Below are 13,385 nucleotides of genomic sequence, written 5' to 3'. Positions count from 1 at the left end.
TCTCGCGGCGGCGTCGCCATTCCTTGTTCGGCCCCGACGCGGCCTCTGCGCAGCTGCGGGCCCTGTGGCTCGTTAGGCGGGATCGCTGTCGGCGGGATCCTTGATGCTGTCGTAGGGAATGCGACGGATCGAGCGGATGTCGCCCAGGCCGGCCCACTCGTCGTGACCCAGCCGGGCGATGGGATCAAGCCCACGTGCGTCCGGGCCGCGCTCACCGAGCGCGTGCGCGGCCACCGCCACGTGGCGGACCTGGCCGAAGACCACGTAGCCGTTGCCCACCTTCAGGGGTTCGCCGTGCAGTGTGCATTCCATGCTGGCCGGGGATTCCGCGACCCGCGGGGCGGCAACCGTGCGGGCCGGTTCCCGGGTGAGACCCACGGCGTCGAACTCGCTGATCTCGGGCGGATAGTCGGTGCCCGTGGCATTGATCTTCTCGAAGAGCTCCACGGGGGTGTGATTGACCACGAACTCCCGGGTCTCCACGACGTTGCGCAGCGTGTCCTTCACCCCGGTGGAGACGAACTGGATGATGGTCGGATCGGAAGACACCATGATGAAGTACGAGTGGGGCGAGAGATTGTCCACGCCTGCGGCCGAGCGCGTGGAAATCCACGCGATGGGGCGGGGGATCACCAACGACTTCACAATGCTCGCCCACGAGCCGCTGGCATTCGGGGCGAGCTCTTCCTTGGTCTGAGGTGTCCGATCCGTCATGGTCTCCATTGCATCACGCAGTTGGGCAGTACTGCAGAAAGGCGGCCAACACAGGACGGCGATGCTCTGCAAAACGGCTATGGAGCGCGGTAGGGCAAATTATGTGCGATCAATAACTATTGACATTCACAACGATTGACGATTCCATGGTTTGCACGTGACAACCGTCGCAGTGCTGCGCTCCCCCCGGGGGGCTGAGGAGGAAAACCGTGAACCTTGGAATTGGCACGTGGCCCGCCCGCCGCGTCATGGTCCGTCCGGACGCGACCGCTCTGGTGTTCGAGGGGCAATCCGTGACCTATCGGGAGTTCGAACTCCGCGTGCGCAAGCTGGCCAACGCGCTGCGTGATTCCGGGGTGCGGCACGGTGACCGGGTGGCGTACGTGGGGTTCAATCACCCGTCACTGCTGGAAACCTTTTTCGCGGCCGGATTGCTGGGTGCCGCGGCGGTACTGATCAATCCTCGATTGCGGCGGGCCGAGGTGGACTACATCCTGCGCGACTCCGGTGCCACCACGGTGGCCTTCGGGCAGGACCAGCGCGAGAACGCCGTCTCACTGGAATCGGAGCTCACGGATGTGCGCACGTGGTTGAGCGTGGACGGGGGCGGCTCAGGGCAGGACTTCGATGATTTCCTGCAGTCCGGCGGTGAAGATGTCATCGACGAGCAGCTCGACCTCGACGAACTGGCGCTGATCATGTACACCTCGGGCACCACGGGCAAGCCCAAGGGTGCGATGCTGAGCCATAACAATCTGTTCTACCAATACGTCAACGCCCTGATCGGCCAGGATCTGCGCCAGGACGAGGTGCACCTGGCGGTAGCGCCGCTGTTCCACATTGCCGGGCTCAACATGATGGCCCCTCCCACGTTCATGCTGGGTGGCACGATCATCATTCAGCGCCAGTTCCGCGCACCGGACGTGCTGCGTGAGATCCAGGATTCCCGGGTGACGTCCTCCTTCATGGTCCCGGCGATGCTGGATTCGCTGTCACACGCGGAGGGATTCGACTCCGCGGACTTCTCCTCCGTGCGCGCGTTCATGGTCGGAGGATCACCCCTGCCCGAGCGCATGTTGCGCACCTGGGCCGAGTTGGACGTGGCCGTGATGCAGGGTTTCGGCATGACCGAGACCGCTCCCGGGGTGCGGATGCTCGAACCGCGCGACGGTGTGAGCAAGTTGGGCTCCGCAGGCAGGCAGCACTTCTTCACGGAATCCAAGCTCGTGGATCCGCTCGGCGAGACCGTGGCAGTGGGGCAACCCGGGGAAGTCATTGTCCGAGGCCCCAATGTGATGAGTGGGTACTGGAACAAGCCGGAGGAAACCACTAAGGCCCTGGAGGGTGGCTGGTACCACTCCGGTGACATTGCGGTGGAGGACGAGGACGGTTACTTGTTCATCAAGGACCGCATCAAGGACATGTACATTTCCGGCGGTGAGAATGTGTACCCTGCCGAGGTGGAGAACGCCCTGTTGGATGTCCCGGGAGTGCAGGAGGCTGCGGTCATTGGCGTTCCGGACGAGAAGTGGGGCGAGAGCGGCAGGGCCTTCGTGGTGCTCTTCCCGGATGTGCCGAACCTGACGGGACAGGACATCAGGGATCAACTCAAGGAGCGGCTGGCCAGTTACAAACTGCCGGCCACGGTCGACGTGGTGGACGAGCTGCCCCGCACGACCACCGGCAAGATCCAGAAGCACGTTTTGCGCGAACGCACCTGAGCGGGTTTGCGGCAAAGTGTGGCATGCACCGCAGAAATTCGGTTGATTTTATAGAAACATGTTCCTAATCTGCCCGATTGTAGATACTATTCTAATGAAACAATGTCGGGAAGAAGCGGGACCTCATGGAGCTTCGACAACTGAACTACTTCATAGCCGTGGCCGAAGAACGTCATTTCGGTCGCGCGGCCAAGCGGCTGCACATGGCCCAGCCGCCGCTGTCACAGCAGATCCGGCAACTCGAGGAACAACTGGGCGTCAAGCTGCTGGACCGCACCACACGCCGCGTTGACCTCACCGCGGCAGGCCAGGAATTGCTGGACCGTGGCCGGAAGATCGTCAACGAGGTCGAAACCCTCAAGGCGGACGTGTACCAGGTCGGCAACGGCGCCACCGGTGTGCTGCGCGTGGGTTTCTCTGGTTCGGCCACCTACGGCGTGATGCCCAAGATCGTGCGCCACGTCAAGCAGGCATTGCCCGGGTTGTCCATGACACTGCAGGGCGAGATGCTCACCCCAGCCATGGAAGCCGGGCTGCGTGATCACACCCTGGACGCCGCCATGTTGCGCCCGCCGGTGGCTTCGGCGGAAATTGAGTACCGGGTCGTGGCCCGCGAGAAGCTCGTGGTGGCCCTGCCCTCGCACAGCCCGCTGGCCACCGGACGTCCCGTGGCCATCAATGAACTACAGGAACAGCCCTTCATCACCTACCCGCCGGAATCGGTGATGTACCGGATGGTCTCGGAGCTGTGCCGCCACGGCGGTTTCCAGCTCCGCATCGGTCAGGTGGCCAAGGAAACCTCCACCATGCTGTCCTTCGTGGCAGCCGGCGGGGGAGTGGCCGTGGTACCCCGGGCCGTGTGTTCCTTCCATCTCGAGGGCGTGGTCTACGCGCCCCTCGAAGATTCCCCCGATAGTGAGCTTGCGGTGGCGTGGCGTCGGGAAGACCGCTCCACCCTGTTGCACAACTTTGTGAACCTCGTGATGGATGTCAGCGAGGCAAACCCTGGCACGAAAGGCCAAGCATGAAAATCACCCGCATCGAGGCGGTCCCTTATTCCATTCCCTACATTCACCCCCTGCACTTTGCATCGGGTTCGGTGGACGAGGCCGATCACGTGTTGGTGCGCGTGCACACGGACGAGGGAATCGTGGGTGTGGCCGACACCCCGCCGCGTCCGTACACCTACGGTGAGACGCAGAAGTCCATCGTTGCGGTGGTCGAGGACATCTTCTCGCCCCAGCTCGCGGGCCTGGACATCTTTGCCCGTGACCGGATGCAGACCATCATGGACCGCACGGTGCACAACCAGACGGCCAAGGGTGCGGTGGACATCGCCGTGTGGGACGTGATCGGCAAGTACCTGAACCAGCCGGTGTCTTCGCTGCTCGGAGGCTTCACCGATCACATGACCGTCTCGCACATGCTCGGTTTCAAGCCGGCGCAGGAGCTGCTGCAGATCGCCCTGGAGTTCCGCGAGAAACACGGCATCAACACTTTCAAGCTCAAGACGGGCCGCCACCCCATTTCCCTGGACATCGAGGCCGCGCGCGTGATGCGCGAGGGCCTCGGCCCCGAGGCGCACCTCTACATGGATGCCAACCGTGGCTGGTCCGCGAACGAATCCGCTGAAGTGCTGCGACAGACCGCGGATCTCGGTATGGAGTTCTTGGAGGAACCCGACGACGCTCGCGAAGTTCTCGGACGACGTCGCCTGGTCACTAACTCGCCCATTCCGATCGCCGCGGACGAATCGGCACCGGACCTGGGCACCGCAGCCCGCGAGATCCTGACCGGTGGTGCGAATTTCCTGGCGATCAAGACCGCGCGGTCCGGTTTCACCGAGGCCACCAAGATCCTGGGCATGGCCCAGGGCATGGGCATTGACGTGTACGTGGGCAATCAGATCGACACCCAGGTGGGCACGATTGCCTCGGTGACCTTCGGTGCCGCGTTCGCGCACACTTCCAAGCGTGCAGGTGAGCTGTCCAACTACTTGGACATGGCCGACGACCTGTTGGCGGAGCCGCTGAGCATCGAGGACGGCAAGATCTTCGTCCGCGACGTCCCCGGCGTGGGCACCGCGATTGACGAGGACAAGCTCGCGCACTACCGCAGCAACTGAGTTTCAGCCGGGCCGCGCGCGGCCCGGCGAAATCCCGCCCGCACGCAGGCCGAACCATTCGGCGCATCGGTCCCCGAGCGGCGTCGTGGGCGAACAAGTACAACCCAACACGTGAGGAGAACACCGTGAAGTACCTGGTTCACATGGACGTCAACATTCCCACCGATCTGCCGGCCGACGAGGTCGCCGAGATCAAGGCCACCGAGAAGGCCTACTCGCAAGAGCTGCAGCGCTCGGGCAAGTGGCCCGAGATCTGGCGCGTCGTGGGCGAGTACGCCAACTACTCGGTCTTCGATGTGGAGTCCAACGGCGAACTGCACGACATCCTGCAGAACCTGCCGCTGTTCCCGTACATGGACATCACCGTGATTCCGCTGGCCAAGCACCCCTCCGACGTCAAGTAACCGCGACGCACGGGAATCCCCGTTGCGCCCATCTACGGATGTGCGCGGCGGGGATTATTCGTTGTCGCGGTAGCGCGCGGCAAGCTCGCTGCGGGAGCGAATGCCGAACTTCGTATAAATCCTGGTCAGGTGGTACTGAACTGTTTTCTCGGCAATGAACAGTTGGCTCGCGACCTCTTTGTTCGTGGAACCACCGGCCACGAGCTCGGCCACCGCGGTTTCCTATGGCGTGAGTTGTACCCGTTCGCGTTGCACCGCCGCGAGCACCGGATCCGCAGGATCCGGACCCGGGCCCTGGTCCACGCCGGTGGCCTTGAGTTCGCGGTCGCAGCGCTGCACGTAGGTGTGCGCCCAGCATCTCGTAGAGATCCCGTGCCGCGCGCAACACGGAGGAGGCCAACCGGCGCTTACCGGCCCGGCGCATGGACTGGCCGAAGGCAAAGCTGATGCGCGCGTGAAGGTACGGGCGGTTGAGCGTGCGCAGCTCGTGGAGCGCGTCCTCGAAGTAATCCCGGGCGGTGTCCGCATCCCCCTGGGCTGCCAACAGTCGGCCGCGAGCCCACTTGAGCCGCGCCTGATCCGACGGAATGTGTTCGGCACGGTGGATGGCCTCGAACTCGTCCAGGAACTGCTGGGCCCGCTCCAACTTGTTGGTCATCACCAAGGCGTTGACGTAGGTGTCCTGCCAGGACCAGAACGAGACGCGGGTATTGGTCCTTGGATCGAGCTCGGCCACGCGGGTCATGCATTCCAAGGAACCCTCGTAATCCCCGCGGGCCTCGTGGAAGCGCGCCTTGGCCAGCAACGACGGAACGGACATGCACAGGAAGCTGTCCGCTGGAACCGCAGCCAGGGAGACGTAATGCCGGGCCGGCTGCCAGTCGCCGCGCATCGAATACAGCTCCGCAGCCGTCCAATAGAGCAGCGGACGCAGCATATCCATCTGGGCCGTCTCCAGCTGCGGGGCGGCCCGGGAGATGGTCGCCGCGGCGGCATCCCAGTGGCCGAGGACCAACTGGGTGCGAGCCAACCACGCCTCGGACCAGAGCGAGATGCGCAGTGAACCTCCGCGGAACTTGGTGGGCCCGGCGGACTCGAACTGCGCCTGCGCGGATTCCACCTCGTCCGTGCGTAGCGCGAGCCAACCCGAGCCCATCTCCATGCGCTGTTTCTGCACGTTCTCCTCGCAGCGTTCAAAGGCCTTGGCGTACGCCTTGCGGGCTTCCTTCAACTGTCCCGTGGCGAACAGCCCCAGCCCGTAAATCGCTTCGGTTTCGATATAGGCGGGCGTCGTGGGCTCGGTCAGGGACATGGCCTTCTCGGCCCACGAGATCATGGCCGGACCATCCCACTGAGCCACTCCGCGCAGCACCAGACGCTGAGCGATCTGGCCGGCGATTGCGGGTTCCTGCTTGATGTTCACGCTGCGCCATGCGGCACCGAGCTGGTTCTCGGCGCTGCGATTCTGGCCGGTGACCACGGAAAGATACCCCAGCACCGAGGACCGCAGGGCGGAGGGTTGCATGTCGTCCACCGCGGCGGCCCATGCCTTGGCCTCGGCGATATTGCCCGAGCCGATAATGGCGTCCACTGCGCGTAGGAGCAGATTGTTGCGCAGTCTGGTGTCGTCGGTCAGGCGCGAGGCGGACAACAGGGCGTTGGCGGCGTCGTGCCAAGCGCCCTGGGCCGCCTGTTCGGTGGCGAAGGCCTCCAGCCGGGCGGCGAGTTCCGGATTCGCCGACGGCGCCGAGCTCACCAAGTGGCCCAGCCGGCGGGACTCGTCCGAGACCGCGCGGCTCGCGCGGTGGTGCAGTTCCACGCGGCGGCTGGGCAGCATGCGCTCGTAAATGGCCCCCGCGGCGGAGGGCTCGAAGAACTTCACCTGACTGCTCGCCTGATTCAACTCCAGGGTCAGCAGGTCGGCCCGATGTCCCTCGTCCAGCGCGGCGAGCATGCGGGCCTGATCAGTGATGCCGCAGACCTCTGCGATTTCGGTGAGTGAGGAATCCTCACCCAGGAGCGCCACCGCCTCCGCGACCTGGGTGAGATCCTCGGAAGCGGCCGCCATAATGCTGCCGACACGAGCGCGCACCCGGCTGCTCGGTGGGAGGTCGGGGAACCAGGAATACCAAGTGTCCGGCGGCATCTCGCGGAGTAACTCGTTGATTTGCTGAGGATTGCCGCGGGTGTGTCGGACCAGCTCGTAACTCGCGGCCGAGGAGAGGTCGATGTTGAAGCGGCGACGGGCCAATTCCTGGGTGCCGCGGGGGTCCAACGGCTCCAACGTGATCTGTTGGATCTCGTGACCGGTGAGTTGGTCCAGGACGGTCGCAGGCATGCCCTGGGCTTGTTTGCGGTCCAGCGCCAGCACGAACATGACCTTCTTGGCATGCAAACGACGAAGCACGAAGGACAGGATGCGAAGACTTGCCTCATCAATCCAGTGCGCGTCGTCGATGACGACCAGGACGGGGGAGCGATCCTGGAGAGATTCCAGGTGGGTACCGAGCGTGGCCGCGTGATTCATGAGACGATCCGGGCTCAGAGCCTGGGAGCCCACGGGAGTCTGGGCGATATCGATGTCGTAGCCCTTACCCGAACGGAGCGGGGAGGTCATGATCAGCTGACTGTAACCGGCCAACTGCAACTGGGCCTCCCACTGATCACCCTGGGCCCGCAGAATCCTGGGAGGACGTGCGCCGTTGCGCACGTGGGTGAGGAACTCCGAGATCAGTGAGGTCTTCCCCATTCCGGATTCCCCGTTGATGACTACGGTGTTCACGCGACCGCGGCGCGAGTCCCTGAGTAGGTCGCCCAACCGTTCCAGGGCGGGATCCAGTCCGATCAACACACGATGCATGGTGCCGTGGGTGGGCACAATGGGTTGCGGAGATTGGCTCACGATCACTCCTGACGGTCATCGGCAGCGGGGACTACCTGCGGATACTGTACGCGCCGGGTAAGTCTGTTCGACTCACCCGGCGCGTAGCCAGTGTGGGCTGTCAGCCCATGTCACCACCGCTGACCTGGATCACCGACCCGGTCATGTAGGAGGCCTCGTCGGAGGCCAGGAACACGATGGGTGCGGCTTGTTCGTCCAGAGTTCCGTAGCGCTTGAAGAAAGTGGACTCGGTGACTTGGTCCACCACGTCCTTGACCCACGCTTGCTCCTGCTCACCCTCCGGTCCGGGGCCGCGCTGAACCTTGCGCGGGGGTGCCTCGGTACCACCCGGCGCAGTGGCCATCACGCGGATACCGCGGCCCGCGGTCTCCATGGCCAGTGCCTGGGTAATGCCGTTAACACCGCCCTTGGCCGCCGAATACGGCACACGGTTGATGCCGCGCGTCGCATTCGAGGACACGTTGACGATGGTTCCGGATCCCGCTTCCAACATGGTGGGCAGTACCGCGCGGCACATCCACAATGTGGGGAACAGCGAACGGTTGATCTCCTTCTGGATCTGTTCGGCATCGAAGTGCTCGAACGGACGCATCAGGATGGCGCCGCCCACGTTGTTGACCAGGATGTCCGCGCGACCGTGGCGTTGCAAGGTCTCGGACACGGCGAGCTCGGCGCCGGCGAACTGCTCAAGATCGACACCGGTCACCGCGCTCGCGGATCCCTCGGAACCGTTCTTTGCGACGTGCTCGTTGATGCCGTCAGCCACCTGCTCCGCCAATTCGGAACGGTCCACCAGAACCACGGCGCCGCCCTCGGCGCCGATGCGTTCCGCGACCCGCTGACCGATGCCCTGAGCTGCACCGGTCACCAGCACCACCTTGCCGTTGAAACGGCCCGGGCTCAGTGCGCTGAACGGTTCGGGCAACGGGGTCACCCGGACTCCTTCTTGTCGATGGCGCCTTCCATGGTCTCCTTGGCGTCACGTGCGTGAGCCATGATGACATCGCGGGCACGCTCGACGTTCTTGTTCTCGAACGCCTCGACGAAGTCCAGGTGATCCTGGATGACGCGATCGAAGATCACGGTTCCGGACTCGAACGTGGCCTCCATCTGATCGCTCAGGTCCAGGCGACGGTAGGACTCCAGCAGCGAAGGGTTGTTGGAGACCGTGAAGAGGTACTCGTGGGACTCCTCGTTGTAGCGCACGAAGTCTTCGGGCTTCTTGACCTCGGTGCCGCTCACGCAATCCGCGGTGGCCTCGGCCAGGCGGCGAAGGTTCTTCACCTGCTCATCCGTGATCTTCGGCATCATGAGCTCAGTGATGGCGAGCTCAAGGCCCATGCGGGCGTCCAACTGCGCGAAGGAATCTTCCTTGGCGAAGGAGAGACGACCGGTTTCCATGGAGGACACGGCCTCGGACTTGGACATCGAATCACCGGACTCCGCAACGTCCTCGGAGCTGGCCGGCGCACCGGTCTCGGGATCGCCGCCGGTCTTCTCCTTGGGAGCAAAGCGCTCGAAGTAGAAGTTGGCGGGCTCGATGCCCTCGGTCTCGAGCCACTTGGCTACGGCGTTGACCATGAGCGGGGGGCCACACGGGTAGATGTCGACGTCGCCGTCGTTGAGGTGGCCCGGCTCGATGATCTGGGTGACGTAACCGGTGTGGGGTGCGGAGGTGCCCTCTTCGGAGGCGGTGTAGTCCCACGTGAAGTTGGGCAGCTTGGCCTTGTACTCCTCGATCCATTCCAGGCCCACGATGTCTTCCTCGCGGGTCACACCGTAAACCAGGTGCACGGCGTGCTCCGGCGGGTTCTCCGAGAGCTTCTCCAGGATGGACAGCAACGGGGCCAGACCGGTACCGCCGGCCAGCAGCAGCAGCGGACGCTTGGGGTCGCGAAGGAAGAAGGAGCCGAACGGGCCGGACAAAGTGATCTCGTCGCCCACTTCGGCGCGGTCACGCAAGTACTCGGACATGGCGCCCTTGGGAGCGGTACGCACCATGAAGGACGCAGCTTCGGTGTTGGGACCACTGGAGAACGAGTACGAACGCTCGACATTCGCGCCGGGGATCTTGAGGTTCACGTACTGGCCCGGCAGGTAGGCCAACTCGGAACGCTTGTCGATCTCAAGGGTGAAGGACATGGTGGTCTCAGAGTGACGGTCCAGCTGCGTGATCCGCGAGATGTACGAGGAGGCCGAGGTCTTGGCGGACTCGGAGGTCGCGGGAATGTTCACGGCCATGTCCGATTCCGGCATGGTCTGGCAGGTCAGGATGTAACCCTTCTCGAACTCTTCGTCCGTCAGGGCGTCCTCGATGAAGTCTCCCGGGTCGAACTCGCCGGACTCGCAGAAGGACTTGCAGGTACCGCACGCGCCGTCGCGGCAGTCGGAAGGAATGTTGATGCGCGCCTTGTAGGACGCGTCCATGATGGTTTCGTAGTCATCGACCTTGATGACCTTGGTGACGCCATCTTCGAAAGTTAGTGCAACCTGGTGCGGCATGGGTGATCTTCTCCTACTAGCGGTGAGCCGTGGTCATGGGACGGGTTCGTTCACCGCACTAGCTGTGGTGTGTAAATGAGCCAACCGGTGCGGACAGCGCCGGTGCCCGGACCCCTGAGGCGGGGGCCGGGCACCGGTCCGTCCGTCACAGCGAGTGGACTTAGATCATGTAGATGTCGACCACGTGGTGAATGTAGTCGTTCTTCAGGACAACCTTCTTGTCCATGATCTTGGGCTGCTCGCCGGCCATGTTGATGGTGTACAAGCTGTAACCGAAGTAGGTCTCGGTCACGTTGTAACGGAAGTAAAGGTTGAACCAGTTGAACCGGACCTTCACCTCGTCACCGTTCTGCTCCAGGATCTCAACATCGGTGATGTTGTGACCGGTGCGCGGTTCCGGCAGGGACGTGGCCGATGAACGGTCGGTCTTGATGCGGAACACGCGGTCCTCGATACCACCGCGGTTGTCGTAGTAGATCAGGGAGATCTCGCGCTGCGGATCCTCGGTCAGCTCGCCGTTGTCGTCCCAGGCGGGCATCCAGTAGGAAGCGCTCGGGTCGTAGCACTCGATCCAGGCATCGAAGTCGCGGTCGTCCAGCAGGCGAGCCTATCGGTACAGGAAGGCCCGCACCTTTTCGATGGTGGATGTGCGTTCTTCGGTCAACGTTTCAGTCATGGTCTCGCAATCTTTCGTCGTGTCAGGGAATGGCCGGGCGTGGATCAGGCAGAAGCCGGATCGTTGTCCTGCTCTTCCACGGCAACTTCACCGACACCGATGGCAACCCCATCAAGGACGCGCAGGTTGAGATCTGGCACGCAGATGCTGCCGGCTTCTACTCCCAGTACGCTCCCGGCCTGCCCGAGTGGCTCTTCCGCGGCACCGTCAAGGCTGACGAGAACGGCTACTTCGAGATCAACACCATGCAGCCGGCTCCGTACCAGATTCCCACCGACGGCGCTTGCGGCCAGTTGATCGGGGCTGCTGGTTGTCACGCGTGGCGTCCGGCCCACATCCACATCAAGGTTTCCGCTCCCGGCTACCAGCTGGTCACCCAGCAGCTGTACTTCCCCGGCGACCCGCACAACGAGGACGACATTGCTTCGGCAGTGAAGCCCGAGCTGATGTTGGACGTGAAGGAGCGCCAGGACGGCGAAGGCAACCAGGTCGAGTACAACTACGTGCTCGCCAAGGAGAACGAGAGCAAGTAAGTCGCTCTCAGCCCGTAGCGATCACGCGTGATCGCTACGCTCACAAGAACGCGCCCCGATCCCAACGGATCGGGGCGCGTTCTTGTACCAGATCACCGGCGTGTCGCTCGCGTCGTGAGATTTGAGATCAGCGCAGGCGGTGAGATGCACAGGATTACTGCAGTAGTTGGGACTTGGTATCAGAATTTCTTATTATTCAGTAGTCATAATGTGAAGTCATGAGAATCACCGTGCTTGTTACTTGCATCTGGATGTAAATGACGCCTACAGTGTTGATGTCAGTCGAAGAGGCCCGGGTGCATCCCCCCAAGCGCGCCCGGAAGTTCCCCCGACTGGCCGGCGTCCCGTATCTCCCCCGATCGGGATGTCCGACGGGTCCTGTCGATTCCCCCAAGCGACAGGGCCCGTCCCCTGTTTAAGAGCGATTTCGACTCACCGACGGGTAGGTCCCGGGTTCGTATGGCGAACCCGGGCCTGTTAGATAAGGTTCATGTTCTCCAGACGGGGAATCACCTTGTCCGCCATGTTCACCAGGGCTTGCATCTCGTCGGTGCTGAGGTTGTCCATGAACGCCTCTCGCACCATGGTCAGGTGTGAGGGCGCGGCGCCATTGATGACCTGGCGTCCGTGCTCCGTGATCTCCACGATGAGACCCCGGGCGTCCTGGGGGCTCGGCTTGCGGCAGACCATACCGCGCTTCTCCATGCGGGACAGCATGTGGGACAGCCTGGAGCGTTCCCAGTCCAGGTGGCGCAGCAGTTCACGCGAGGGCAGGCTGCCGTCCTGTGACTCGGACAGGGGTACGAGCACGTGGTATTCGGAGCTCGACAGCTCGCTGTCGCGCTGGAGCTGTCGGTCGATGGCGCGCTCCATGCCACGCGAGAGCGCCAAGAAGCTGCGCCAAGCGGCGTCCTCGTGCTCTGTCAGCCAGGGCACGGAATTCGCGGAGGTGGGCGTCTGCATGATCTGTGGAACTTTCTGTTGGGGCCGGTTCCGGCGGGAGTCAACGGATCAGTCGCGGGGGCCGCGCCGGATCCAATCCGAATCGTAGTAGTTGGGGCCGCGGTCACGATCACGGTCGCGTTGTCGTGCCTGCTCGGCGTAGTTGGTCGGGCGGAGCGGGGAATCGTCGTCATCGGGGCGGGTCAGCATGGCCATGGCCACCAGCCCGAAGCCCAGCACCGATCCCACGACCATGGTCATTCCAGCCACGATGAAAGCCAGAATGTAGTCGTCCACGAGACCCTCGGGGATGGAACTGCCCATGACCGGCTCCACCAGGAACGATGCACCGATTCCCAGCAGCCCAATGAGCAAGAGGGACCCCGGGATGAGCCACAGTTTGGATCGTCTGTGGATGGCCACGGCATCCGGATCGCGGAACAACGGGATGATCTGGAACTGAACCATCACGTATCCCACAACACCCACCAGGGCCAGGGTGGAACCCACGATCCAGCCTTCGGCGAAGCCGATCGCCATCAGTCCCAGTCCCACCAGTGCGCCCAGCAGGATTACGGTGAAGGACAGGCCTCGTCCCATGCGGCGCGCGGCCTTGGGAGAAACATTGCGCTGCGCGCTTGGTTCCCCATTGAGTTCGACGTTCCGCGGCTCGTTGGCCGTAGCGGACGGTGTGGGCCCGGGGGCGCCGGTCGTGTCGGATTGCGGCACCCGCACACCGTAGCGGGGGCGCTCCGTGTCGCGATCCCGGGAGTTCTCCGAGTTTTCGGAAGAATTGCTCGTTGAATTCATGATGTTCACCCCGACAAATGAAGCGGCCGTTCGCCGCGTCCGACGCGGTATGTATG

General features: G+C 63.4%; 11 protein-coding genes and 2 pseudogenes. 5 read left to right on the top strand and 8 right to left on the bottom strand.

Translation table 11 applies throughout. The annotated features are described in order from the left end of the window. Positions 1-72: 72 nt before the first annotated feature. Positions 73-714 carry a flavin reductase family protein gene (locus tag RF638_RS00310; RefSeq protein WP_368841187.1) on the bottom strand — a complete coding sequence of 214 codons (642 nt, stop codon included), beginning with the start codon at positions 712-714 and terminating at the stop codon, positions 73-75. Positions 715-923: 209 nt separating this feature from the next. On the opposite strand from RF638_RS00310, the gene RF638_RS00305 reads away from it, so the two are divergent. The 4 genes from RF638_RS00305 (at position 924) to catC (ending at position 4,964) form a co-directional block, all read left to right on the top strand. Beyond that, on the top strand, positions 924-2,435 hold the full coding sequence (locus tag RF638_RS00305; protein ID WP_368841186.1) for a long-chain fatty acid--CoA ligase: 1,512 nt from the start codon (positions 924-926) through the stop codon (positions 2,433-2,435). A gap of 125 nt (positions 2,436-2,560) precedes the next feature. Next, entirely contained in the window at positions 2,561-3,463 is a 903-nt protein-coding gene (locus tag RF638_RS00300) for a LysR substrate-binding domain-containing protein (protein ID WP_368841185.1), read from the top strand. Beyond that, positions 3,460-4,560: a mandelate racemase/muconate lactonizing enzyme family protein gene (locus tag RF638_RS00295; RefSeq protein ID WP_368841184.1), complete on the top strand. Its 1,101-nt coding sequence runs from the start codon at positions 3,460-3,462 to the stop codon at positions 4,558-4,560. The genes RF638_RS00300 and RF638_RS00295 overlap by 4 nt, the downstream gene beginning before the upstream one ends. Before the next feature lie 125 nt (positions 4,561-4,685). After that, complete coding sequence (gene catC, locus RF638_RS00290; RefSeq protein WP_303382149.1) at positions 4,686-4,964, top strand: muconolactone Delta-isomerase; 279 nt, start codon at positions 4,686-4,688, stop codon at positions 4,962-4,964. A 54-nt stretch (positions 4,965-5,018) separates the two neighbouring features. On the opposite strand, the gene RF638_RS00285 is transcribed toward catC, so the two are convergent. From RF638_RS00285 to benB, 5 genes and pseudogenes are all read right to left on the bottom strand, one after another. Further along, complete coding sequence (locus RF638_RS00285) at positions 5,019-5,165, bottom strand: response regulator transcription factor (protein ID WP_368841270.1); 147 nt, start codon at positions 5,163-5,165, stop codon at positions 5,019-5,021. Positions 5,166-7,392: 2,227 nt separating this feature from the next. Continuing rightward, positions 7,393-7,824: pseudogene (locus tag RF638_RS00280) on the bottom strand (ATP-binding protein); the annotation flags it as partial. A gap of 142 nt (positions 7,825-7,966) precedes the next feature. Further along, positions 7,967-8,800 (bottom strand): 1,6-dihydroxycyclohexa-2,4-diene-1-carboxylate dehydrogenase, encoded by an 834-nt coding sequence (locus RF638_RS00275; protein ID WP_305778352.1) that lies wholly within the window; start codon positions 8,798-8,800, stop codon positions 7,967-7,969. After that, entirely contained in the window at positions 8,797-10,368 is a 1,572-nt protein-coding gene (gene benC, locus RF638_RS00270) for a benzoate 1,2-dioxygenase electron transfer component BenC (RefSeq protein ID WP_315278384.1), read from the bottom strand. The genes RF638_RS00275 and benC overlap by 4 nt, the downstream gene beginning before the upstream one ends. Before the next feature lie 160 nt (positions 10,369-10,528). Further along, the gene (gene benB, locus RF638_RS00265; protein ID WP_311198952.1) at positions 10,529-10,969 is read right to left on the bottom strand and encodes a benzoate 1,2-dioxygenase small subunit; all 441 of its coding nucleotides are present in this window, start codon (positions 10,967-10,969) and stop codon (positions 10,529-10,531) included. Between the two features lie 143 nt (positions 10,970-11,112). Here benB and RF638_RS00260 point away from each other — a divergent pair. Then, positions 11,113-11,577: pseudogene (locus tag RF638_RS00260) on the top strand (catechol 1,2-dioxygenase); the annotation flags it as partial. A 477-nt stretch (positions 11,578-12,054) separates the two neighbouring features. Here the strand turns inward: RF638_RS00260 and RF638_RS00255 are convergent. Together RF638_RS00255 and RF638_RS00250 are read right to left on the bottom strand one after the other, a co-directional pair. Further along, entirely contained in the window at positions 12,055-12,540 is a 486-nt protein-coding gene (locus RF638_RS00255; RefSeq protein WP_129699547.1) for a MarR family winged helix-turn-helix transcriptional regulator, read from the bottom strand. Between the two features lie 48 nt (positions 12,541-12,588). Further along, the gene (locus RF638_RS00250) at positions 12,589-13,329 is read right to left on the bottom strand and encodes a hypothetical protein (protein WP_368841183.1); all 741 of its coding nucleotides are present in this window, start codon (positions 13,327-13,329) and stop codon (positions 12,589-12,591) included. Between the last annotated feature and the right edge of the window lie 56 nt (positions 13,330-13,385).

It is taken from the genome of Kocuria sp. CPCC 205235, from assembly GCF_040980905.1.
In the GTDB taxonomy this organism is placed as follows: Bacteria; Actinomycetota; Actinomycetes; order Actinomycetales; family Micrococcaceae; genus Kocuria; species Kocuria carniphila.
The sequence above is the reverse complement of the archived record's forward strand: the minus strand, read 5'-3'. Positions and strand labels throughout refer to the sequence as shown.